Below are 24,585 nucleotides of genomic sequence, written 5' to 3'. Positions count from 1 at the left end.
GGATGGCGTCGGGCGCAAGGCATGGCCGGCGCAGCGGGCGCGCGCCGGGAGGTGAACCGGAAGCGCCGCCAATGCGTTATTGTCGGCCCCGAAAAAGGCAGGCGTGCCGAAGCACACGGGGGAGAGGCGAGATGGTGTTCTGGGTTCCGATCCTCACCTGGGTCCTGGCGCTGGCGTGCGCGGGGCTCGCCATCTTCCGCGCGCCGTCGCCCCGTCCGCCGGGCTTCGTCATTGACCGCCTGCTGCGCACCATCCTGCTCTTTCCGGTGGGGCTGGAAAGCCTGTGGGCGGCGCTGGGGCATATCGTCTTCGCCGCGCAGGCGGCCGCCTCCATCGGCTGGGCGCCGAGCCCGTTCCAGTTCGAGGTGGGCGTGGCCAATCTCGGCATCGGCCTTGCCGGCGTGGTGGGGGCCTTCCTTTCCAGCTGGCACTACAGGCTGGCGGTGGCGATCATGACCACCGGCTTTCTCGGCGGCGCGGCGGCGGGCCACATGGTGCAGATTGCCGCGACGGGGAACCTTGCGGCGGGCAATGCCGGCCCCATTCTTTATACCGATGTCCTCACGCCCCTCTCCCTCCTGGTGCTTCTGGCGCTCTCCTGGCGCCGGGCTCGTGCCTGACCCGCGCGTGCGGACCCGAAATGTCCCAGAAGGTGCTCCATGGCCGATGATGCCGAACGCAATCGCTTCTCCGCGCGGGCGGCGCGCTATGCCCGTGTGGGGGCCAATGTGGGCGGGGTGGCCGCGCGCATCGCCGGCACGCGCCTCCTCGGCCTCGACAAGGCAGGGGAGGCCAATGCGGCGGCGCTCGCCTCGGCGCTGGGCGGGCTGAAGGGGCCCCTTATGAAGGTGGCGCAGTTGATGGCCACCGTCCCGGACCTCCTGCCCCCCGATTATGCCAGCGAGTTGCAGAAGCTCCAGTCGGACGCCCCGCCCATGGGCTGGGCCTTCGTGCGCCGGCGCATGATGGCGGAGCTGGGCCGCGACTGGGAGACGCGCTTCGCCAGTTTCGAGCACCAGCCGGCCGCCGCCGCCTCCCTCGGCCAGGTGCACAAGGCGGTGACGCTGGATGGCGAGGTGGTGGCCTGCAAGCTGCAATATCCCGACATGCAGGCGGCGGTGGAGGCGGACCTCAGCCAATTGGACGTGCTGTTCGCCCTCCACCGGCGGATGACCTCGGTCATCGACACGCGGGAGATCGCCCGCGAGATCGGCGAGCGGGTGCGCGAGGAGCTGGACTATCGGCGCGAGGCCAAGAATGTGGCCCTCTACCGGCACATGCTGGCGGACAGCGACCTGGTGCGCGTGCCGGGCGTGCGGGAGGACCTCTCCACCGGACGCCTGCTGACGCTCTCATGGCTCGAAGGGCGCAAGATCCTCACCTTCGTCGACCACCCGCTGGAGGAACGCAACGGGCTCGCCCGCGCCATGTTCACCGCCTGGTGGCTGCCCTTCAGCCGGTTCGGCGTCATCCATGGCGACCCGCATCTGGGCAATTACACCGTCTTCATGGACGAGGGCGAGCGACCGGCGGGCATCAACCTGCTGGACTATGGCTGCATCCGCATCTTCCCGCCCACCTTCGTGGCGGGCGTTGTGGACCTCTATCGCGGCCTCCTGGAAGGCGACGAGGCCCGGGTGGTTCATGCCTATGAGACCTGGGGCTTCCGGGGGCTGAAGCGGGAGCTGATCGACGTGCTCAACATCTGGGCGCGCTTCATCTACGGGCCGCTGATGGATGATCGCGTCCGCACCATCGCCGATGGCGTCGCGCCGGGCCAATATGGGCGGCGCGAGGCGTTCCAGGTGCACACGGCGCTCAAGGAGCTGGGACCAGTGACCGTGCCCCGCGAATTCGTCTTCATGGACCGCGCCGCCATCGGGCTTGGTGCTGTTTTCCTGCACCTCAAGGCCGAGCTGAATTTCCACGCTTTGTTCGAGGACGCCATTACCGGCTTCTCGCATGCCGGCGTCGCGGAGCGTCAGGCCGCGGCCCTCGCGGTGGCGGGCTTGGCCTGACCCTCTGCCTCAATTGGTGCCGCGCGAGAGCACGGAGGCGCTGCCGGCGGGGACATCCCCCGGCGTCGCCGTTCCCGCTGAGGGGGTCCGGGTCGCGGGTGCCTGAGCGGCCGGAGCGGGCCTGGAGGGGGTGGACTGGCTGGCGGCAGGAGAGGGCGTGCCGGCCGGCGGAATGGCCTGCCCGGCAGCAGGTGCGTTTTGGGAGGGCCTGCTCGCGGCTGGTGCGGGGTTGGCCTGTGCGGGCTGCGTCGGCGGAACGGGCTGGCCGCCGGACGCGGAGGACGTCGCGGCTTGCGAGCTTCCGGCCTCTGGCGAACCGGATTGGGGTGTCGCCCCCGATGCCGCAGACGGTGCCGCGGCCCCCGGCGCCCCTGGCGCCGGCGGAATGGCCACGCCCACATCGGGATTGGCCGCGTTCGGCTTGGTGGTGTCGGGCTTCACGGTCTGCACATCCGCCGGCCGGCGCTTTGGCGCGGGTGGAGCAGGCGGTGTGGCCGGAGGCGTGCGGGCGGACAGGTTTGGCGGCGGCGGCGCGTAGGTGGCCGGAGGCGGGCCATAAGTGGGCCCCGAAATGGTGGTCAGCGGGCTGACCCGGCCGGTAAAGGCATCCACCGCCAGCGTCACCGGGCCGCCGTCTCCCACCGCGCTGACCACATAGGCGCGGCCCTGGAGCGAGGGGCGGCTGACCTGCCAATAGCCAAGGTTACGCACGATGGCGCGAATTTCACCAGGGGGCAGCATGCCGTAGACCGGTGCCCCATAGGCAGGCGCCGGCACATAGACAGGACCGGGCGGCGGGGGCGCCGGGTAGGGATAATAATATTGCGCGTCGGCGCCGGTCGCCGTCAGGCCGCACAGGGCAGCGCCCGCCAGGGCGCTTGAAAGCGAAAGGCGGCGAAGAGGGAGCGTCATGGAGCACCTGGCTGTGGTCGGCACGGATCTGGCACCGGAATCGTGACGGTTAATAATCCCTGACTTTGCGGCGGGTGTGGGACCGGGAAGCGGCGTCGGTGGGATGGGTGTCCCCACCTCCTGTCGCAACACCGTTGCGCGAAACGCATGCGCGCCGTAGCGTTCTTGCGCAGAGCGCCTGTTGTGCGCAATAAGCCCAGCCTTGGGGCCTCCTTGGAACCATATCAGACCTTGTGGCGCCGCCGCTTTTCTGTCATGGTCCGGGAGATAGGGCAGTCCTGCTGCCCTATCAATCGCGCTTTGCACTGACCTGTGGCGTACGTCTTCGTTTGGACGTGCGCTTTTTTGCGCGGTGCGCCACCGCTGGTGCGAGAGTTGCATGGTGCCGGATCCACATCCGGGCAAAGGAGAGGGCGGAGAGATGTCGACGGATCGCGAACAGGGATTGAGCGGAAGCGTGGCTGTGGGTGCCGCTGCCGTCAAAACCAATGCGATTGTCGGGCGCCCCCCGGCATCCGGCCTGTTCGACCCGGCCCATGAGCGCGACGCGTGCGGCGTCGGCTTCATTGCCGACATCAAGGGCCGCAAGTCCCACAAGATCATCGAGGATGGCATCTCCATCCTGCTCAACCTGGAGCATCGCGGCGCCGTGGGCGCGGATCCGCGCGCGGGCGACGGGGCGGGCATGCTGGTGCAGATTCCCCATCGGTTCTTCGCCAAGGAAGCGGCGCGCCTGGGCTTTACCTTGCCGGAGCCCGGCCAGTATGCGGTCGGCCATATCTTCCTGCCCCGCGACAGGGAGGGCGCCGAGATCGTGCGCGCGGCCTTTGAGCGCGTGGTGGCGGAAGAGGGGCTGACCCTCATCGGCTGGCGCGACGTGCCCACCGACAATTCCTCGCTGGGCGAGAGCGTTCTGCCCACCGAGCCGAACCATGCGCAGATCTTCATCGGCCGGCCGGAGAGCATCACCGACGAGGACACCTTCGAGCGGCGCCTGTTCGTGCTGCGCAAGGTGATCTCCAACTGCGTCTACAACGCCAACGACCCGCGCACCGCCGGCTACTATCCGGTGTCTCTGTCGTGCCGGACGCTGGTCTATAAGGGCATGTTCCTGGCCGACCAGCTGGGCGCCTATTATCCGGACCTGCACGATCCGGATTTCGAGAGCGCGCTCGCTTTGGTGCACCAGCGCTTCTCCACCAACACCTTCCCCGCCTGGCCGCTGGCCCACCCCTATCGCATGGTGGCCCATAACGGCGAGATCAACACGCTGCGCGGCAACGTGAACTGGATGGCGGCCCGGCAGGCCTCGGTGGACAGCGACCTGTTCGGCGCTGATATCTCCAAGCTCTGGCCCATCTCCTATGAGGGCCAGTCGGACACCGCCTGCTTCGACAACGCGCTCGAATTCCTGGTCCAGGGCGGCTATTCGCTGCCGCACGCGGCCATGATGCTGGTGCCCGAGGCCTGGGCTGGCAATCCGCTCATGGATGAGGAGCGGCGCGCCTTCTACGAGTATCACGCCTCCCTCATGGAGCCGTGGGACGGCCCGGCGGCCATCGTCGCCACCGACGGCCGGCAGATCGTGGCCACCCTCGACCGCAACGGCCTGCGTCCCGCCCGCTACATGGTGACGAGCGACGACACCATCGTGCTCGCCTCCGAAATGGGCGTGCTGACCCTGCCGGAGGAGAAGATCGTCACCAAGTGGCGCCTCCAGCCCGGCAAGATGCTGCTGGTGGACCTGGAGGAAGGCCGCCTCGTCCCCGACGAGGAGGTGAAGACCTCGCTTGCCCAGGCGCACCCCTACAAGGAGTGGCTGAAGCACACCCAGCTGGTGCTGGAGGACCTGCGTCCCGTGGAGGCGCGCGAGGTGCGCACCGACGTGTCGCTGCTCGATCGCCAGCAGGCCTTCGGCTACACCCAGGAAGACCTCAAGCTCCTCCTGCCCCCCATGGCCGTCACCGGCCAGGAGGCGGTGGGCTCCATGGGCACGGATACGCCGGTGTCCGTCCTGTCCGACAAGTCGAAGCTGCTCTACACCTATTTCAAGCAGAACTTCGCCCAGGTGACGAACCCGCCCATCGACCCGATCCGCGAGGAACTGGTCATGAGCCTCGTCTCCTTCATCGGGCCGCGGCCGAACATCTTCGACCTGGAAGGCAATGCCCGCCGCAAGCGGCTTGAGGTGCGCCAGCCCATCCTCACCAATGAGGACCTGGAGAAGATCCGCTCCATCGGCTTCATGGAAGAGCGGTTCGACACCCGCACCCTCGACATCACCTATGATTCCGACAAGGGCGCGGCCGGCCTTGAAGGCGCCCTCGAGCGCCTGTGCGAGCGGGCCGAGGCGGCCGTCCATGGCGGCTACAACATCATCATCCTGTCCGACCGCATGACCGGGCCGGACCGGATCCCGATTCCCGCGCTGCTGGCCACCGCCGCCGTGCATCACCACCTGATCCGCAAGGGCCTGCGCACCTCTGTGGGCCTGGTGGTGGAGACGGGCGAAGCGCGCGAGATCCATCACTTCGCCTGCCTCGCCGGCTATGGCGCGGAGGCCATCAACCCCTATCTCGCCTTCGAGACGCTGGTCGCCATGCGCGGCGAGTTCCCCGAGGAGGTCGAGGACTACGAGATCGTCAAGCGCTACATCAAGTCCATCGACAAGGGGCTGCTGAAGGTGATGTCCAAGATGGGCATCTCCACCTATCAGTCCTATTGCGGCGCCCAGATCTTCGACGCGGTGGGCCTGTCCTCCGAGCTGGTGTCCAAGTATTTCTTCGGCACCGCCTCCACCATCGAGGGCGTCGGCCTTGCCGAGATCGCCGAGGAGACGGTGCGCCGTCACCGCCTCGCTTTCTCGGACGCGCCGGTCTATCGCCTGGCGCTGGATGTGGGCGGCGAATATGCCTATCGCATGCGCGGCGAGGACCATGCCTGGTCCCCGGACAGCGTCGCCACGCTCCAGCATGCGGTGCGCGGCAATGCGCGCGACCGGTATCGCGAATTCGCGGCCATGATGGACGACCAGGACAAGAAGCTCCTGACCGTCCGCGCCTTGTTCCGCATCCGCGATGCCCACGAGTTCGGTCATGCTCCCGTCCCGCTGGACGAGGTGGAGAGCGCCGCCGACATCGTGAAGCGCTTCGCCACCGGCGCCATGTCGTTCGGCTCCATTTCCCGCGAGGCGCACACCACGCTCGCCATTGCCATGAACCGGATCGGCGGCAAGTCGAACACCGGCGAGGGCGGCGAGGAGCCCGAACGCTTCAAGCCGCTGCCGAACGGCGATTCCATGCGCTCGGCCATCAAGCAGGTGGCTTCGGGGCGGTTCGGCGTGACGGCGGAATATCTGGTCAATTCCGACGTGATGCAGATCAAGGTCGCGCAGGGCGCCAAGCCCGGCGAGGGTGGCCAATTGCCCGGCCACAAGGTGGATGCGGTTATCGCCAAGGTGCGCCACTCCACCCCGGGCGTCGGCCTCATCTCCCCGCCGCCGCACCATGACATCTATTCCATCGAGGACCTGGCGCAGCTCATCTACGACCTCAAGAACGTGAATCCCGAGGCGGATGTCTCGGTGAAGCTCGTCTCCGAGGTGGGCGTGGGCACGGTGGCGGCCGGCGTTGCCAAGGCGCGCGCGGACCACATCACCATCTCCGGCTTCGAAGGCGGCACGGGCGCATCCCCGCTCACCTCCATCAAGCATGCGGGCTCGCCCTGGGAGATGGGCCTCGCCGAGACCCAGCAGACCCTGGTGGCCAACCGCCTGCGCTCCCGCGTCGCCCTCCAGGTGGATGGCGGCCTGCGCACCGGGCGCGACGTCATCATCGGCGCGCTGCTCGGCGCCGACGAGTTCGGCTTCTCCACAGCGCCGCTCATCGCGGCCGGCTGCATCATGATGCGCAAGTGCCACCTGAACACCTGCCCCGTCGGCGTGGCGACGCAGGACCCGGTGCTGCGCAAGCGCTTCAAGGGCACGCCCGAGCACGTCATCAACTACTTCTTCTTCGTCGCCGAGGAAGTGCGCGAGCTGATGGCCCAGCTGGGCTTCCGCAAGTTCGAGGACATGGTCGGCCGCTCCGACATCCTCGACCAGCAGGCGGCCATCGACCACTGGAAGGCCAAGGGGCTCGATTTCTCGCGCCTGTTCGCCAAGCCTGACGTGCCCGCCAATGTGGGCGTGCGCCACACCGAGCGCCAGCATCACCCCATCGAGAAGGTGCTCGATCGCACCCTCATCGAGAAGGCCAAGCCCGCTCTGGAGCATGGCGAGGCGGTGGTCATCGACAGCCCGATCCGCTCGGTGGACCGCTCCGCGGGCGCCATGCTCTCGGGTGCGGTGGCCAAGCGCTATGGCGGCGCCGGCCTGCCCGACGACACCATCACCGTCAACCTCACCGGCACGGCCGGCCAGGCCTTCGGTGCCTTCCTGGCGGCGGGCGTGACGCTGAACCTGGTGGGCGAGGCCAACGACTATGTGGGCAAGGGCCTGTCCGGCGGCCGCATCATCGTGCGTCCCCCGGCCCACAGCGCCATCGTCCCTGAGAACTCCATCATCGTCGGTAACACGGTGATGTATGGCGCCATCTCGGGCGAGTGCTACTTCCGGGGCGTGGCGGGCGAGCGCTTCGCGGTGCGCAATTCGGGGGCAATCGCCGTCGTTGAAGGCACCGGCGACCATGGCTGCGAATATATGACCGGCGGCATCGTGGTGGTGCTCGGCCCCACCGGCCGCAATTTCGCGGCCGGCATGTCCGGCGGCGTCGCCTATGTGCTGGACGAGGACAAGACCTTCGCCAAGCGCTGCAACCTGTCCATGGTGGATATCGAGCCGGTGGAAGAGGAGGAAGACCTCCTGGAACGCCTGCACCACCATGGCGGCGACCTTGAGTTCAAGGGCCGCATCGACGTGCAGGGCGACATGTCCCGCCACGACGAGGAGCGTCTCCACCAGCTCATCGTCAAGCATCTCCACCACACCGGCTCCGCCCGCGCCCAGGCCATCCTGGACAATTGGGCGGACTATCGGAGCAAGTTCGTGAAGGTGATGCCGGTGGAATACCGGCGGGCCCTGCGCGAAATGGAGAAACTGCGCGGCCTTCAGGCGGCCGAATAAGGCCGGAGCCCTTCAGGCCGGGCCTGTCCCGGCCTGCTTCCCCCGTCTTCCTGATCGCGGCTTCCGGGCCGCGCGCCTCAGGGGCGGGAGGCCGAGAGGACGGCGGGTCGCCTGCGACCCGCCAGGGCGGTGTCTGCGCCGCCCGACATGGCGAACGACGAGTCCTCAAGCTGGAACAATTCTTGTAATGGAGCAGACGGCGCTTGGCGTGCGACGCGGCTCCCGGAGGGGTAGGCATGGGTAAGGTCACGGGTTTTCTTGAGATCGATCGGCGCGAGCAGAAGTACCAGCCCGCCTCCGACCGCATCCGCCATTTCCGCGAATTCACCTTGCCCTTGCCGGATTCCGAGGTGGCCAACCAGGCCGCCCGCTGCATGGATTGCGGCATCCCCTTCTGCCATGGGCCGACCGGCTGCCCGGTCCATAACCAGATCCCCGACTGGAACGACCTCGTCTATCAGGGGGACTGGGAGGAGGCGGCGCGCAACCTGCACTCCACCAACAATTTCCCCGAATTCACCGGCCGCGTCTGCCCCGCCCCCTGCGAGGAGGCCTGCACGCTGAATCTCGAGGACATGCCCGTCACCATCAAGACGGTGGAGCAGGCCATCGCCGACAAGGCGTGGAAGTCCGGCTGGATCAAGCCCGAGCCGGCGGCCCAGCGCACCGGGCGTTCGGTGGCCGTGGTGGGGTCCGGGCCGGCGGGCCTTGCGGCCGCCCAGCAGCTCGCCCGCGCGGGCCATGACGTCCATGTGTTCGAGCGCGAGCCCAAGGCCGGCGGCCTGCTGCGCTACGGCATCCCGGACTTCAAGATGGAGAAGAAGCACATTGATCGCCGCGTGGCGCAGATGGAAGGCGAGGGCGTCACCTTCCACTATGGCGTGAATGTGGGCGTGACCAAGCCGGTGCAGGAATTGCTCGACACCTATGACGCCGTGCTGCTGGCGGGCGGGGCCGAGAACCCGCGCGATCCGGTGCTGCCCGGCCAGGAGTTCGAGGGCGTGCACTTCGCCATGCCCTATCTGGTGCAGCAGAACCGTCGGGGCGGCGGCGAGGATGTGAGCCGCGAGCTGCCCCTTCTGGCTGCCGGCAAGCATGTGGTGGTGGTGGGCGGCGGCGACACCGCCTCCGACTGCGTGGGCACCGCCTTCCGCCAGGGTGCCCTCTCGGTCACCCAGCTGGACATCCGCCCGGTGCCGCCGGTGAAGGAGGACAAGCTGGCGGTGTGGCCCTTCTGGCCCACCAAGTTCCGCACCTCTTCCTCCCAGGCCGAGGGCGCAGAGCGTGAATTCGCCTGCGCGACGCTCGGCATTGAGGGCCGCAACGGCCGCGTCACCGGCGTGAAGTGCGCCCGCGTAGACCAGAAGCGCCAGCCCATCGCCGGCACCGAGTTCGTGCTGCGCGCCGACCTCGTCTTCCTGGCCATCGGCTTTGCCGGCCCGCTGCGGGCGGGCCTGCTGGAGCAGTCCGGCGCCGATCTCGACAAGCGCGGCAACCTGAAGGCCGACGAGACCGCCTATCTGACCTCGGTGCCGAAGCTTTATGCGGCGGGCGACATGCGGCGCGGCCAGTCGCTGGTGGTCTGGGCCATCCGCGAGGGGCGGCAGGCGGCGCATGCCATCGACAAGGATCTGATGGGCGCGACCACTTTGCCGCGCTGAGCCGCCGATCCCGTCTGCGAAACGAAAAACGCCCGGCCTGCGCACGCAGGCCGGGCGTTTTTTCATGTCAGGGAGGCAAAGGTCAGAACAGATAGACCGCCGCCACCAGCCCGATCACCACCACCGCGAACAGGCCGAGCGTGACCAGCCCCAGCCGCTTCTCGATGAAATTGCGCGCCGCCGGGCCGAAATAGCGCAGCAGGGCCGCCAGCAGGAAGAAGCGCGCACCGCGGGTGATGAGCGAGAGCACCACGAACCAGAACAGGCTGTAGTCCGCGAAACCGGACGTGATGGTCACCAGCTTGTAGGGGATGGGGGTGAGGCCCTTCAGCAGGATCACCCAATGGCCATATTGGGCATAAGCGTGGCGGAAGGTCTCCACCTTGCTGCCATAGCCGTAAAGATTGATCAGGAAGAGGCCGACGCTGTCATAGAGCAGGGCGCCGATGGCATAGCCCACGAGGCCGCCTGCCACCGAGGAGAGCGTGGCGATCAACGCGTAGGTCCAGGCCTTTTCCGGTCGCGCCAGGGTCATGGGCACCTGGAGCACGTCGGGGGGGATGGGGAAGACCGAGCTTTCCGCGAAAGATACGATGCCGAGCGCCCAGGGGGCCGACGGGCGAGAAGAATAGGCAATCACCCAGTCGTAGAGCTTGCGCAGCATGCGGGGGTCTCGTGTGGGAAGCGAAGTCGCCCCTCCTCTAGAGTCTCGCGCCTCTGGGGAAAAGCCGGGGCGCGCAGGCCCGGCTCGGGGCGCTTCTTATTCCAGCCGGCGAGACATATTTGCAACCGGTCTTGAACCATCGGCTTTCGGGGGTCGCGGAGAGGTAAAATAATGCGAAGGGATGGTGTCTCCCCTCCATCGTATGGCTCGACGGAGCCAAACGGCTGCGCTATCCCGTGCGCCGCAATTGCTGCGCTGCGATTTGGGGAACCGGAAGCGGCGCGGCGCATTAACTGTGTCGGGAGAAGACGGTGCCGGTGTGCGGCCGGTGCGGTCCGATCTTAACGTCTTGAGAACCCTTTAGGCGACACCGTGGCGGTGCGCACGTGGCCCGTGCGAGACCGTCCCTCGTCCAGATGACATGAGATTTTCCATGTTGAAGCGCATTGCCGTCTTCGCTGTCCTGGTTCTCGGCTACGCCATTACGGGCGTTGCTCTCAGCACCGGCGCGACCACCGCTGCCGGTCCGAACGTGGCCGTCGCGGACGAGTGAGTCCTGCGGCCTGCCGCCCGGGGCTGTGGGCGTCGGCTGAACAAAAAAAGGGACCCGCGCCGTCTGGCGCGGGTCCCTTTTTTGTTGCCGGAACCCTCAGTGCTTGGTGGCCACCGCCGGCAGGCGGGCGGCGGTGAGCGGCGGCGACGACAGGTGGTCGCCGAGGCCCGCCATGGCCGCCCTCTGGCGCACCAGGGCCAGCACCACGTCGAGGGTGGGGGTGGGCATCTCCAGCAGCCGCCCCATTTCCTGCACTACCGTCACCAGCGGATCGATCTCCATGGGTCGGCTGCGTTCCAGGTCCTGGAGCATGGAGGTCTTGTGGGCCCCCACCGCGCCCGCGCCATTGATGCGCCGTTCCACATCCACGCGGAAATTGACCCCGAGCCGGCTGGCGATGGCCTGCGCCTCCAGCATCATGGAACGGGCGACGGCGCGGGTGTCCGGGTCGGCGGCGATGACATCCAGGGTGGCGTGGGTGAGCGCGCTGATGGGGTTGAAGCACAGATTGCCCCACAGCTTCAGCCATAGCTCGTCGCGGATATTGTCCATCACGGGTGCCCGCAGGCCCGACTTGTTCATCATGGCGGCAAGCCGTTCCACCCGCTCGGAGCGGTCCCCGGAGGGCTCACCCAGGGGGAACTTGTCACCGTAGACGTGCTGGATCACGCCGGGGGCCACAACTTCGGTGGCGGGATAGACGATGCAGCCGATGGCGCGTTCGGGCTTCAGCACGTCCCACTGGCGTCCGCCGGGATCGATGCTTTCCAGCGTGCGGCCTTCAAGCGCGCCGCCATGCTTGTAGAAGTACCAGTAGGGCACGCCGTTCACGGCCGTCACCACCGAGGTGTCGTTGCCCAGCAGAGGGCGCATGCGCTCGACCACGCCCGGCACCGAATGGGCCTTGAGGGCGATGATCACATAATCCTGCGGCCCGAGCGTCGCGGGATCGTCCGTGGCGTTCACCTGCGCCACCCGCTCCTCGCCCCCGATGAGCAGCTTCACGCCATTCTGACGCATGGCGTCCAAATGGGCGCCGCGCGCGACGAGACTGACCTCGGCCCCCGCCAGGGCCAACTGCACGCCCATATATCCACCGATGGCGCCCGCCCCATAGATGCAGACCTTCATTTGGCGCACCCTCCCCGTATCGATGATGGAGTATTTTGTATGCCACGAGTTTTAGCGAAGCTCTCCCCTCCGCTCAAGGATAAAATCTGCATTTTGAGAAAAATTTCCAAAATACGGAAAATTGACGCAGCGTCGCCTCGGCCACGCTGGCAGCGGGCCGCCTTTGGCCTATGCTAGGCCCGCGCGTCGCACTTGAAGTGGGGCGCGAGGGAGGCGGGTGATGATGGAAGACCAGGTCCTCTTGCCCCGGCGCCGCGGGCGCCCGGCATCGCCTGCGGCCGAAGGCGGCGAGGTGCAGTCGCTGGATCGCGCCATTGTTCTCCTGCGCGTGCTCTCGGAGGCGGATGGCATGAGCTTGTCCGACGTGGCGCGGCGGGCGGACCTTCCGGCCTCCACCGTTCATCGCCTCCTCGCCACGCTCCAGAAGCGCCAATTGGTGAGCCACGACCAGGAGAATGGCCTGTGGACGGTCGGGCTCGGCCTGTTCCGGATCGGCGCCGCTTATCTGCGCATCCGCAAGCTGCCGGAGATCGGCCGGCCGGTGGTGCGGCGCCTGCTGCACGAGACCGAGGAGACGGTGAACCTCTCCATGTTTGACGGCAGCGAACTGGTGGTGGTGGCGCAGGCGGAAGGCCATGCACCGGTGCGGGCCTTTTTTCGGCTGGGGGCGCGCCTGCCGCTCCATGCCTCTGCTGCGGGCAAGTGCATCCTGGCGGTGGCGAGCCCCGCCTTTCGCGGCGCCTGCCTCGCTTCGATCCGCTACGAGGCCTTTACCGTGCGCACGCATCGCTCCGAGCGGGAGCTGATGGACGATGTGGAACAGGTGGTCGGGCGCGGATTCGCCCTCGATGACGAGGAGCATACGCTCGGCATGCGCGCGGTGGCGGCCCCCATCTTCAACGAATGGGGCGAGCCCATCGGCGCGGTTTCCATTTCCGCACCGGCGGTGCGCATGAGCGACGACCGGGTGCAGCGCCTCGGCCGGCGGGTGATCGCAGCGGCCGAGGAGATGACCCGGCTTTATTCCGGCGGTAGCGAGACGCGGCTTTCCGGCCTCGATCTTCGGGATTGATGCAACCCTCGCGTCTTCGGTCGGCTGCGTTGCACTGCAATCGGGCATGGCCGGGGCGAGGTGGCAAACGCAGCCCCGCATGAATCTGCCGCCGGTGCGCTCGCCGGGCGGCGGGTGCCGCTGGATCTGCGGCATGTATCGGAAAACGTGAGGCTATTGGGATAGGGGCCAGCTGCCTGAAGGGATGCCGCAGCGATAGAATGCGGCTTGCTTGAAGGTGCCGAGGCGTGCTTTCGCGCGCGCGAATACTGTGTGTGCAGGTGCTCAATGCTCTATCTGAAATAATGTATTTCAGATTATAGATGCGAGTATTCGTAATTTCGAATTATGCATAGACAATTTCGATTGCGGGAAGCTGACATACAGAATACTCTTTCTCCGTCGCCCTCAGCCAGGGGCGGATAAATCGCAGTTACGTCAAGACGTTACGTCAAAGCGATCCGCGCGAAAAAACGGCGGACGATCCGGGAGGAAAGACGAATGCGTTTGGCTCTTGCAAAAACCGTGAAGCGTCTCGCTGTGGCCTGTACGGCTCTGGCTGCGCTCACGCCTTTGTCAGCCTTCGCCTGGGAGCCCACCAAAACGGTGGAGTTCATTGTCCCCGCAGGCACGGGTGGTGGCGCCGACCAGATGGCGCGCATGATTCAGGGCATCATTCAGAAGAACAATCTGATGAAGCAGTCCCTGGTGGTCATCAACAAGTCCGGTGGTGCCGGCGCCGAAGGCTTCCTTGATGTGAAGTCCTCTGCGGGCAACGCCAACAAGATCATCATTTCCCTATCGAACATCTTCACCACGCCGCTCGCCACCGGCGTTCCGTTCAAGTGGGATGACCTCACCCCCGTGGCCATGCTGGCCCTGGACGAGTTCGTCCTGTGGGTGAATGCCAAGGCGCCCTATAACGACGTGGCCGGCTATCTTGCGGCCCTCAAGGCGGCCTCCGGCGGCTCCGAATTCAAGATGGGTGGCACCGGCTCCAAGCAGGAAGACCAGATCATCACCGCCGCCATCGAGCAGAAGACCGGCGCCAAGTTCATCTATGTTCCCTACAAGGGCGGCGGCGACGTGGCGGCGCAGCTTGTGGGCGGGCACATCACGTCTTCGGTCAACAATCCCATCGAGGCCGTGTCCCAGTGGCGGGCCGGCGAAGTCAAGCCGCTCTGTGTGTTCGACTATCAGCGCCTCGCCTACAAGGAGCCGGTTGCCGACGGAAAGTCGTGGGGCGACATCCCCACCTGCAAGGAAGCCGGCCTCGACATCGAATACTTGATGCTGCGCGGCATCTTCATGCCCCCGCGGGTCACCAAGGACCAGGTCGACTATTATGTGGACCTGTTCAAGAAGGTGCGCGAGACGCCCGAATGGAAGGACTTCATGCAGAAGGGGGCCTTCAACACCACCATGCTGACGGGTGAGGAATATAAGGCCTGGCTCGGCAAGGCCGCCCAGACCCACCTCTCGCTGATGGAAAAGGCAGGTTTCGTCGCGAAGTGACGGGTGGTGCGGAGGGCGCCTCGCCCTCCGCCTCTCCGCCACGCGCCGATCTCCCGTTCGGAGGATTGAGGCATGAGTTCCGAAACTGAAAAAAGCGAGCACACCGTCACCACCCGCACCATGGATGTGGTGGTCGCCCTTCTGTTCATGGGCGTTGCGGCCCTGGTGATGGCCGACAGCTGGCGCGTGGGTGCGCGTTGGGCGTCGGACGGTCCGCAGGCCGGCTACTTCCCCTTCTATGTGGGGCTGATCATGTTCGTGGCGAGCCTCGGTACGCTCGTCCAGAACCTCGTCACCAAGACCCCGAACCTGACCAACTTCGTCGACCGCGAACAATTGGGCTCGGTACTGAAGGTTCTCGTCCCCACCATCGTCTATGTGGTGCTGATCGAAGTCATCGGCATCTATGTGGCGTCGATGATCTTCATCGCCTTCTTCATGGCGTGGCTGGGCAAGTATAAGTGGCAGGTGATCGCGCCCGTCGCCGTGGGCGTTCCGCTCGTCCTGTTCGTCATGTTCGAAATCTGGTTCCTGGTGCCGCTGCCCAAGGGCCCGATCGAGACCGCGCTCGGCTACTGAGCGCGCCTCCGCCCGCGTTTCGCGGGCGCCGTCCAGGACCCGCATTGGGGCCGGGTTGACGTTTCCCGACCCGCTCCGGTCCGGGGCCTCACGACCCTCCTGGCCGCCGGCCGCGTGCCGCCGGCCCTGATTGATGCGCTCGCCGTCCAGGGTTCGCGAGGACCCCGCGCTCCGAGCCTCCGGCCGAAGGGCCGGTCCACGGCCGCTCACTTCTCCAACATGGGATGACGCATGCGCGCCCCGCCGGCTCAGCCGCGGACCGCCGCAGGCGAGATCCCTCTCATCATCACCCGTTCACCCCGCGCTGCGTGCGCCGGGGAGCTGGGGAGGACATACGTGGAAGCGCTCTCATCCCTCATCGGAGGTTTCTCCGTTCTCGCCGACCCCATGAACATCGTCTACATGTTCGTGGGCATCGCGCTCGGCGTGCTCATCGGCGTGCTGCCGGGCCTTGGCGGCGCCAATGGCGTGGCCATCCTGCTGCCGCTCACCTTCTCCATGTCGCCGGTCTCGGCGATCATCATGCTCTCCTCCATCTATTGGGGAGCGCTGTTCGGCGGCGCCATCACCTCGGTGCTGTTCAACATTCCAGGCGAGCCCTGGTCGGTGGCCACAACATTTGACGGCCATCCCATGGCGCAGAGGGGCAAGGCGGGCGAGGCGCTCACCGGCGCCTTCACGGGCTCCTTCATCGGCGCCTTCTTCGCGGTGCTGCTCATCACCTTCCTGGCGCCGGTCATCGCCAAGTTCGCGCTGCAGTTCGGGCCGGCGGAATTCTTCGCGGTCTATCTGCTCACCTTCTGCTCCTTCGTGGGCATGGGGCGCGAATCGCCCTTCAAGGTGCTGGCGGCCATGACGCTGGGCTTCGCTCTGGCGGCCGTGGGCATCGACACCGTGACCGGCCAGTTGCGCATGACCTTCGGCTCGGTGGAGCTGCTGCGGGGCTTCGACTTCCTGGTGGCGGTCATCGGCCTGTTTGGCGTGGGCGAAATCCTTTTGACCATGGAAGAGGGCCTCGCCTTCAAGGGCAAGAGCGCCAAGATCAACGCCAAGGTGGTGTTCCAGACCTGGGCCAAGCTGCCGGCCATGTGGGTGGGCGCGCTGCGCTCGGCCATTGTGGGCTGCTGGATGGGCATCACCCCCGGCGGCGCCACCCCGGCCTCCTTCATGAGCTATGGCCTTGCCAAGAAATTCTCCAAGAACGGCAAGAATTTCGGCAAGGGCGAGCTGGAGGGCGTGGTGATGCCGGAAGTGGCGGCCCATGCGGCCGGCACCTCGGCCCTCCTGCCCATGCTCACCCTGGGCATCCCCGGATCGCCCACGGCGGCGGTGCTGCTGGGCGGCCTGCTCATCTGGGGCCTCCAGCCTGGGCCGCTTCTGTTCGTGGAGCAGAAGGACTTCGTGTGGGGCCTCATCGCCTCCATCTATCTCGGCAACATTGCCGGCCTCATTGTGGTGCTCACCACGGTGCCGCTGTTTGCCGCGATCCTGCGCATCCCCTTCTCGGTGATCGCACCCATCATCCTCGTCATCTGCGCGGTGGGGGCCTACACGGTCCACAATGCCGGGCTCGACATCGCCGTCATGCTGGTCTTCGGCGTCATCGGCTATGTCTTCAAGAAGCTGAACTATCCGCTGGCGCCGCTGGTCCTTGCCCTGGTGCTGGGCGACATGGCGGAAAGCTCCTTCCGCCAGGCCATGCTGGTCTCGCAGGGCAATCTCGGCATCTTCTGGTCCAACCCGCTGGTGGGCTCCATCGTCACTCTGGCGCTGGTGATGCTGTTCTGGCCGCTCATCTCCAAGGTGCGCGAGCGCCTCGGCAGCGGCCCCAAGCCCGCCGCCGCGGAGTGACCCCTCACGGGAGGGCTTGCCGCATTGCGGTAGCGCCCTCCCGCCTTCCTCCAGCGCCAGGGTCTGGCGCCAGAAAGGGCGGGCGTCGCTGCGTCGGCGCCCGGCACCCCCGGTCATCCCGGGGATGGCCGCCTCCAGCCGCGCCCGGTCCGGCCCGGCTGAGCGCGCGAAATGGCCCGCAAATCCGCTGCATTGCACCATTCTTGCGGTTTCCGAGGGGATTGTATCCCTCTAAAAAATACCGTACACAGTATTTCACCGACGGCATTCGCCCAGAAGAAGGCGTCCGCCACAGGGAAGGGAACACCGGCCGTGCATCAGGTCGCCGACACACCGAAGCTGAATGTGGAACCGCTCGGGGCCAGTTCGAGCTTGCGCATGCTGGCTTATGACGCCCTGAAGCGCGCCATCACGGAGATGGACATCTATGGCTCGACCGCCGAGTTCCGCCTTGATGAGCGCCAGCTCTCGGAGGATCTGGGGGTGAGCCGCACGCCGATCCGCGAGGCCATGACGGTGCTGGAGCAGGAGGGCTTCGTGCGCTCCGTTCCCCGGCGCGGCATCTTCGTGGTGCGCAAGACCAAGCGGGAGATCATCGAGATGATCACCGTGTGGGCGGCGCTGGAGGGCATGGCGGCGCGCCTCGCCGCCGACCGCGCCAGCGCCGCCGAGCTGAAGGGGCTGCGGGAGCTGTTCAACGCGTTCGAGCGCGAGCCGGTCAGCGCCCACATGCATGACTATTCACAGGCGAACATCGCCTTCCATCAGGCCATCATCCGCATGGGCGGGTGCAACCTGATCGCCGACATGACCGAGAACCTGTTCCTGCACATGCGCGCCATCCGCGCGGTGTCCATCCGGCAGGAGAATCGGTCGCAGACCTCCATGCGCGAGCACATGGCCATCATCGACGCGCTGGAGGCCCATGATCCCGACCTGGCCGAGCGCCTGGTGCGGGAACACACGCTGGGCCTGGCCGACCATGTGGAACGGCACGGCGTGTTTCCCGAATAGCGGGCGCAGCAACGGAATTGCGGGAGCCCTTTCGTCCGTCCCTCGCGGGCGGTGGGGGTCCGGCGACAAGGTCAACGCTCCGGCTCTCCGCGCCGGGGTGCAAGGCAAGTCAAAGGCTTAAAGTCAAAAGTTTTCCGGGAGGAAGCGGGATGTCCGCAGTCGCACAGATCATCGAAGCCAACGTTCCCGAGCAGGAGCTCACCGACGGGTTCCACCTCGTCATCGATGCGCTGAAGCTCAACGGCATCGAGACCATTTACAACGTGCCGGGCATTCCGATCACGGATCTCGGCCGCATGGCGCAGGCCGAGGGCATTCGCGTGGTCTCCTTCCGCCACGAGCAGAATGCGGGCAATGCCGCCGCCATCGCCGGCTTCCTCACCAAGAAGCCGGGCATCTGCCTGACCGTGTCGGCACCGGGCTTCCTCAATGGCCTGACCGCGCTCGCCAACGCCACCACCAATTGCTTCCCCATGATCCTCATTTCGGGCTCGTCCGAGCGCGAGATCGTCGACCTCCAGCAGGGCGACTATGAGGAGATGGACCAGCTCGCCATCGCCAAGCCGCTCTGCAAGGCCGCCTTCCGCGTGCTGCACGCGGCCGACATCGGCATCGGCGTCGCCCGCGCCATCCGCGCGGCCTGCTCGGGCCGTCCCGGCGGCGTCTATCTCGACTTGCCCGCCAAGCTCTTCTCCCAGGTGATGGACGCCGAGGCCGGCGCCAAGTCGCTGGTGAAGGTCATCGACCCGGCTCCGGCCCAGATCCCCGGTCCCGACGCGGTGGCCCGCGCGCTTGAGGTTTTGAAGGGCGCCAAGCGGCCCCTCATCATCCTCGGCAAGGGCGCGGCCTATGCCCAGGCGGACGAGGAGATCAAGGCGCTGGTCGAAACCTCCGGCATTCCCTTCCTGCCCATGAGCATGGCCAAGGGCCTGCTGCCGGACACCCATCCCCAGTCCGCCGGCGCCGCCCGTTCCACCGCGCTGAAGGACAGCGACGTGGTGCTGCTCATCGGCGCCCGCCTCAACTGGCTGCTGTCCCACGGCAAGGGCAAAACCTGGGGCGATGCGCCCAAGAAGTTCATCCAGGTGGACATCGAGCCCAAGGAAATGGACTCCAACGTGGAGATCGCCGCCCCGCTGGTGGGCGACATCGGCTCCGTGGTGTCCGCGCTCCTCGATGGCATGGGCACGAACTGGCCGGCGCCCCCCGCCGACTGGGTGAAGACCATCGTCACCAAGCGCGACGAGAACATCGCCAAGATGGCGCCGCGCCTGATGAAGAATTCCGCGCCCATGGACTTCCATGGCGCGCTCGGCGCCCTGCGCACCGTCATCAAGGAGCGTCCCGACGCCATCCTGGTGAACGAGGGCGCCAACACCCTCGACCTCGCCCGCGGCATCATCGACATGTACCAGCCGCGCAAGCGCCTGGACGTGGGCACCTGGGGCGTCATGGGCATCGGCATGGGCTTTGCCATCGCGGCGGCGGTGGAGACGGGCAAGCCCGTCCTGGCGGTGGAGGGCGACAGCGCCTTCGGCTTCTCCGGCATGGAGGTGGAGACCATCTGCCGCTACAACCTGCCGGTCTGCATCGTCATCTTCAACAATAACGGCATCTATCGCGGCACGGACACCGATCCCACCGGCCGCGACCCGGGCACCACGGTGTTCGTGAAGGACAGCCGCTACGACAAGATGATGGAAGCCTTCGGCGGCGTCGGCGTGAACGTGACCACCCCCGACGAGCTGAAGCGCGCCGTGGACGAAGCCATGGACAGCGGCAAGCCCACCCTCATCAATGCAGTCATCGACCCGCAGGCGGGCACCGAGAGCGGCCGCATCGGCAATCTGAACCCGCAGAGCGTGGTGAAGAAAAAGAAGTGACGGCGCAAAGCCCTGCGGGCGGGGCGCGGTCCCGTCCGCCTCTCATCTGACAGTTGCCGGGCGCGGCGCGCGGGAGATCCCGCCGCCGCAAGCCGCGGGGGCAACGGACAAAAAGAACAAGCGTCGCTTCAAGCGCGCGTCCAGAGGAACAACGAGGCTCTCATGGGCAAGGCTCTAGACGGCGTTCGCATCCTGGATTTCACCCACGTCCAGTCGGGTCCCACCTGCACGCAGCTGCTGGCCTGGTTCGGCGCGGACGTGATCAAGGTGGAGCGTCCCGGCGAAGGCGACGTGACGCGCACCCAGCTGCGGGATGTCCCCAATGCGGACAGCCTGTATTTCACCATGCTCAATTCCAACAAGCGCTCCATCACGCTGGACACCAAGAACGCCGCCGGCAAGGCCGTGCTGGAGGACCTGGTGAAGGTGTGCGACGTGCTGGTGGAGAATTTCGCCCCCGGCGCCCTCGACCGCATGGGCTTTACCTGGGAGCGCCTGCAGGAGCTCAATCCGCGCCTCATCCTCGCCTCGGTGAAGGGCTTCGGCGCGGGTCCGTTCGAGCATTGCAAGGTCTATGAGAATGTCGCCCAGTGCGCGGGCGGCGCGGCCTCCACCACCGGCTTCCGCGATGGCCTGCCCCTCGTCACCGGCGCCCAGATCGGCGACAGCGGCACAGGGCTTCATTTGGCGCTGGGCATCGTCACCGCGCTGTTCCAGCGCGAGCATACGGGCCGTGGCCAGAAGGTGCTGGCCGCCATGCAGGACAGCGTCCTGAACCTGTGCCGGGTGAAGATGCGCGACCAGCAGCGCCTGGCGCGCGGGCCGCTCTCCGAATACAGCCAGTATGGCGAAGGCGTGCCCTTCGGCGACACCGTGCCGCGCGCCGGCAACGATTCCGGCGGCGGCCAGCCGGGCCGCATCCTGCGCTGCAAGGGCTGGGAGAATGATCCCAACGCCTACATCTATTTCATCACCCAGGCCCCGGTCTGGGGGAAGATCTGCGACGTGATCGGCGAGCCCACCTGGAAGACCGATCCCGATTACGCAACCGCCCCCGCCCGGCTGCCGCACCTGAATGAGATCTTCACCCGCATCGAGGCGTGGACCATGGCCCACACCAAGTATGAGGCCATGGAGATCCTCAACCGCTACGACATTCCCTGCGGCCCGATCCTGTCCATGAAGGAGATCGCCGAGGACCGCTCGCTCTATGCCACCGGCACCCTGGTGGAGGTGGAGCATCCCGAGCGCGGCACCTACGTGACCGTCGGCAACCCCATCAAGCTTTCCGACAACGACGTTCCGGTGGAGCGCTCGCCGCTGCTCGGCGAGCACACCGAGGAAATTCTCGCGGACGTGCTCGGCTTCGACGCCGCCCGCATCGAGGAAGTGCGGCGCGCCGGGGCGGTGGGGGCTCCGCTGCCGCTCGCGGCGGAATGAGGGTCCGTCACCCCCAGCGGATCATCTGCCGGGGGTGACCAAAGATCACCGGCCGTGCCGCGCTTCGCGGGTACGTCCGGACATCGGCGTGAAGTCTTCGCGTCACCGTGGCTAACCTTGCTAAGCTAGAGCGAGCCCATGTCTGATGAAATGTCCGCATCGCCTTCCCCGGCGATCGACTTCGAGGAACTGGCGGCCCGCGCCGGAGACGCCATCGTCGTCTCCGATGGAACCGGCGCCATCACCTTCTGGAACGGGGCGGCCGAGCGCATGTTCGGCTTCACCCCCCAGGAGGCGCTGGGCCAGTCCCTCGACATCATCATTCCCGAGCGCCAGCGCCAGCGGCACTGGGACGGCTACCACGTGACCATGCGCACGGGTGTGACGCGCTACGGCACCGAGCTTCTGCGCGTGCCGGCGCTCCACAAGGACGGTCACGCTTTGTCCATTTCCTTCACCGTGGCCCTGCTCTCGTCCGGCGGGTCGACGCCCACCGGCATCGTGGCGGTGATCCGGGACGAAACCGCCCGGTGGAAGGAGGAGAAGGCCCTGCGCAAGCGGGTGGCCGAACTGGAGGCCCAGGCCGTGACCTGAGCCAGCAGAAGAACAGCCAGGCGCACTGGCGATACCGGCGGCGGGCAGCTCCGTGCCGCCGGGCCTCGGGAATTCTGATGCGGGGCGCAAAGGCCCAGCGTCAGGGGAAGTCTAACGCTCAAAAGGGAAGTGGAACATGACCAAGCCGTTGGAAGGGATCAAGATCATCGACTTCACCCACGTGCAGGCCGGCCCCGCTTGCACCCAGCTCCTCGCCTGGTTCGGCGCGGACGTGATCAAGGTGGAGCGCCCCGGCTCGGGCGACGTGACGCGCAACCAGCTCCGCGACATCTCCAATGCGGACGCGCTCTATTTCACCATGCTCAACTCCAACAAGCGCTCGCTGACGCTCGACACCAAGACCAAGGCCGGCAAGGAAGTGCTGGAGAAGCTCATCAAGGAGAGCGACGTCCTCGTCGAGAACTTCGCCCCCGGCGCGCTCGACCGCATGGGATTTACCTGGGAGCGCATCAACGAGCTCAATCCCGGCATGATCGTCGCCTCGGTGAAGGGCTTCTCCGACGGCCATCATTATGAAGACCTGAAGGTGTACGAGAACGTCGCCCAGTGCGCGGGCGGCGCCGCCTCCACCACCGGCTTCTGGGATGGCCCCCCCACCGTATCGGCGGCTGCGCTCGGTGACAGCAACACCGGCATGCACCTGGCCATCGGCATCCTCACCGCGCTGCATTCGCGCAACAAGACCGGCAAGGGCCAGAAGGTGGCGGTGTCCATGCAGGACGCGGTCATCAATCTCTGCCGCGTCAAGCTGCGCGACCAGCAGCGCCTCGACCGCGTGGGCTACCTGGAGGAATATCCCCAGTACCCGCACGGCACCTTCTCGGACGTGGTTCCGCGCGGCGGCAATGCCGGCGGCGGCGGCCAGCCCGGCTGGGTGCTGAAGTGCAAGGGCTGGGAGACCGATCCCAACGCCTATATCTACTTCACCGTGCAGGAGCAGGCCTGGGGCAAGGTGGCGGAAGCCATCGGCAAGCCGGAATGGATCAATGATCCGGCCTACGCCACCGCCCGCGCCCGCCAGGACAAGATCTTCGACATCTTCGCCACCATCGAGGGCTGGCTGGCCGACAAGACCAAGTTCGAGGCGGTGGACATCCTGCGCAAGTTCGACATCCCCTGCGCGCCGGTGCTGACCATGAAGGAGATCGCAGAGGATCCGTCCCTGCGCGCCTCCGGCACCATCGTGGAAGTGGACCACAAGCAGCGCGGCAAGTATCTGACCGTCGGCAGCCCGATCAAGTTCTCGGACATGTCGGTGGAGATCACTGGCTCTCCGCTCTTGGGCGAGCACACCGACGAAGTGCTCTCCGAGCTTGGCTATTCCGCCGACCAGATCAAGGAAATGCACTCCGAGCGCGTGGTCTGATCCACGCGGTCTGAAGGTTTCCGCCGGGGTCTCCCGGTTCCGCATGCGGGGCGTTCGCGCCCCGCATGATCCCTTCCGCCGCTCTTGTCGGCATATCGGGTGTATCCGCGAGGCCCATCGGCGCGTCCCTGGCCGTACCGCCCGAAATGGGCGGGCGCGTTCTTGCGGCACCCCACTTTGTGTTCACCGAGGCTGAGGCAAAGCCCCCTCGGTTTGATGTCTTGCCGCTCTTGCGGCTTGGAGGCTCCGGGACCTCCCCTTTCAACCCGGATCGAATTGTCGGCTCCCGCGTCACGCCGGAAGCGGTCACGCCCGGCGCGCGTTTGCGTCCGGGCACCGGCCCACGAGCGCGCGGCACCAGAAGAACCGGCCACGCGCTCCAATGCCCCAACGGATTGCGGGAGAGCGCCCATGAACATTCACGAATATCAGGCCAAGGCCCTGCTGCGGGACTATGGCGTTCCCGTGTCGCGCGGCCTGCCGGCCTTCACGGCGGAGGAGGCGGAAGCCGCCGCCCGCTCCATCAATGCGCCGGTGACCGTGGTGAAGGCCCAGATCCATGCGGGCGGGCGCGGCAAGGGCCGCTTCAAGGAACTGCCCGTGGGCGCCAAGGGCGGCGTGCGGGTGGTGACGACGCCCGAGGAGGTGCGCAAGGCCGCCGCCGAGATGCTCGGCAACACCCTCATCACCCAGCAGACCGGCCCCTATGGCAAGCAGGTGAACCGCCTCTATGTGGAGGAGGGGGCGCCCATCGCCTCGGAATTCTATCTCTCTTTGTTGGTCGATCGGGAAACGTCGCGAGTGGCCTTCGTGGTGTCCACCGAGGGCGGCATGGACATCGAGGAGGTCGCCCACAACACCCCTGAGAAGATCGTCACCTTCTCCGTGGACCCGGCGAGCGGCATCCAGCCTCTGCACGGCCGCAAAGTGGCTCGCGCGCTGGGGCTTTCGGGGGATCTGGCCAAGCAGGCCGGCGAACTGACCCAGAGCCTTTATGCCGCCTTCACCCAGACCGACATGGCGCTGCTGGAGATCAACCCGTTGGTGGTGACCAAGGGCGGTAAGCTGAAGGTGCTCGACGCCAAGATCGGCTTTGATTCCAACGCCTTGTTCCGCCATCCGGAGATCGCCCGGCTGCGTGACGAGACCGAAGAGGACGCCAAGGAGATCGAGGCGTCGAAGTATGACCTCGCCTATATCGCCCTCGACG

General features: G+C 66.6%; 17 protein-coding genes. 14 read left to right on the top strand and 3 right to left on the bottom strand.

Going from position 1 to position 24,585, the window contains the following annotated elements; all coding sequences use genetic code 11:
• Nucleotides 1-131 precede the first annotated feature (131 nt).
• Together J5J86_RS06225 and J5J86_RS06220 are read left to right on the top strand one after the other, a co-directional pair.
• Nucleotides 132-620, top strand: coding sequence for a DUF6790 family protein (locus J5J86_RS06225; protein WP_209103999.1), 489 nt, complete (start codon nt 132-134; stop codon nt 618-620).
• A gap of 39 nt (nt 621-659) precedes the next feature.
• Nucleotides 660-2,018, top strand: coding sequence for an ABC1 kinase family protein (locus tag J5J86_RS06220; protein WP_209103998.1), 1,359 nt, complete (start codon nt 660-662; stop codon nt 2,016-2,018).
• A gap of 9 nt (nt 2,019-2,027) precedes the next feature.
• Here the strand turns inward: J5J86_RS06220 and J5J86_RS06215 are convergent, their stop codons facing one another.
• Entirely contained in the window at nt 2,028-2,930 is a 903-nt protein-coding gene (locus J5J86_RS06215) for a hypothetical protein (RefSeq protein WP_209103997.1), read from the bottom strand.
• Nucleotides 2,931-3,351: 421 nt separating this feature from the next.
• Between J5J86_RS06215 and gltB the strand changes: the two genes are divergently transcribed.
• Nucleotides 3,352-8,052, top strand: coding sequence for a glutamate synthase large subunit (gene gltB / locus J5J86_RS06210; RefSeq protein WP_209103996.1), 4,701 nt, complete (start codon nt 3,352-3,354; stop codon nt 8,050-8,052).
• Nucleotides 8,053-8,288: 236 nt separating this feature from the next.
• Nucleotides 8,289-9,713: a glutamate synthase subunit beta gene (locus J5J86_RS06205; RefSeq protein ID WP_209103995.1), complete on the top strand. Its 1,425-nt coding sequence runs from the start codon at nt 8,289-8,291 to the stop codon at nt 9,711-9,713.
• 82 nt (nt 9,714-9,795) lie between these two features.
• Here J5J86_RS06205 and J5J86_RS06200 read toward each other — a convergent pair whose 3' ends face one another.
• Entirely contained in the window at nt 9,796-10,377 is a 582-nt protein-coding gene (locus J5J86_RS06200) for a YqaA family protein (RefSeq protein WP_209103994.1), read from the bottom strand.
• Between the two features lie 649 nt (nt 10,378-11,026).
• Nucleotides 11,027-12,061 carry a 2-dehydropantoate 2-reductase gene (locus J5J86_RS06195; protein WP_209103993.1) on the bottom strand — a complete coding sequence of 345 codons (1,035 nt, stop codon included), beginning with the start codon at nt 12,059-12,061 and terminating at the stop codon, nt 11,027-11,029.
• 220 nt (nt 12,062-12,281) lie between these two features.
• Here J5J86_RS06195 and J5J86_RS06190 point away from each other — a divergent pair, with 220 nt between their 5' ends.
• From J5J86_RS06190 to J5J86_RS06145, 10 genes are all read left to right on the top strand, one after another.
• The gene (locus tag J5J86_RS06190) at nt 12,282-13,133 is read left to right on the top strand and encodes an IclR family transcriptional regulator (protein WP_247658121.1); all 852 of its coding nucleotides are present in this window, start codon (nt 12,282-12,284) and stop codon (nt 13,131-13,133) included.
• A gap of 480 nt (nt 13,134-13,613) precedes the next feature.
• Entirely contained in the window at nt 13,614-14,627 is a 1,014-nt protein-coding gene (locus J5J86_RS06185) for a Bug family tripartite tricarboxylate transporter substrate binding protein (RefSeq protein ID WP_209103992.1), read from the top strand.
• Between the two features lie 72 nt (nt 14,628-14,699).
• Nucleotides 14,700-15,206 (top strand): tripartite tricarboxylate transporter TctB family protein, encoded by a 507-nt coding sequence (locus J5J86_RS06180; RefSeq protein ID WP_209103991.1) that lies wholly within the window; start codon nt 14,700-14,702, stop codon nt 15,204-15,206.
• 336 nt (nt 15,207-15,542) lie between these two features.
• Nucleotides 15,543-17,057, top strand: a complete 1,515-nt coding sequence (locus J5J86_RS06175) for a tripartite tricarboxylate transporter permease (RefSeq protein WP_209103990.1) — start codon at nt 15,543-15,545, stop codon at nt 17,055-17,057.
• 378 nt (nt 17,058-17,435) lie between these two features.
• Nucleotides 17,436-18,071, top strand: a complete 636-nt coding sequence (locus J5J86_RS06170) for a GntR family transcriptional regulator (protein ID WP_209105267.1) — start codon at nt 17,436-17,438, stop codon at nt 18,069-18,071.
• A 149-nt stretch (nt 18,072-18,220) separates the two neighbouring features.
• Entirely contained in the window at nt 18,221-19,954 is a 1,734-nt protein-coding gene (gene oxc / locus J5J86_RS06165) for an oxalyl-CoA decarboxylase (protein ID WP_209103989.1), read from the top strand.
• Nucleotides 19,955-20,116: 162 nt separating this feature from the next.
• Entirely contained in the window at nt 20,117-21,394 is a 1,278-nt protein-coding gene (gene frc / locus J5J86_RS06160; protein WP_209103988.1) for a formyl-CoA transferase, read from the top strand.
• Nucleotides 21,395-21,532: 138 nt separating this feature from the next.
• The gene (locus tag J5J86_RS06155) at nt 21,533-21,988 is read left to right on the top strand and encodes a PAS domain-containing protein (RefSeq protein ID WP_247658120.1); all 456 of its coding nucleotides are present in this window, start codon (nt 21,533-21,535) and stop codon (nt 21,986-21,988) included.
• Nucleotides 21,989-22,124: 136 nt separating this feature from the next.
• The gene (frc, locus tag J5J86_RS06150) at nt 22,125-23,375 is read left to right on the top strand and encodes a formyl-CoA transferase (protein WP_209103987.1); all 1,251 of its coding nucleotides are present in this window, start codon (nt 22,125-22,127) and stop codon (nt 23,373-23,375) included.
• 411 nt (nt 23,376-23,786) lie between these two features.
• On the top strand, nt 23,787-24,585 hold a 799-nt coding region (locus tag J5J86_RS06145; RefSeq protein ID WP_209103986.1), incomplete at its 3' end, for a succinate--CoA ligase subunit beta.

The organism is Aquabacter sp. L1I39, assembly GCF_017742835.1.
Classification (GTDB): domain Bacteria; phylum Pseudomonadota; class Alphaproteobacteria; order Rhizobiales; family Xanthobacteraceae; genus L1I39.
This window is presented reverse-complemented; position numbering and strand designations above follow the sequence as displayed.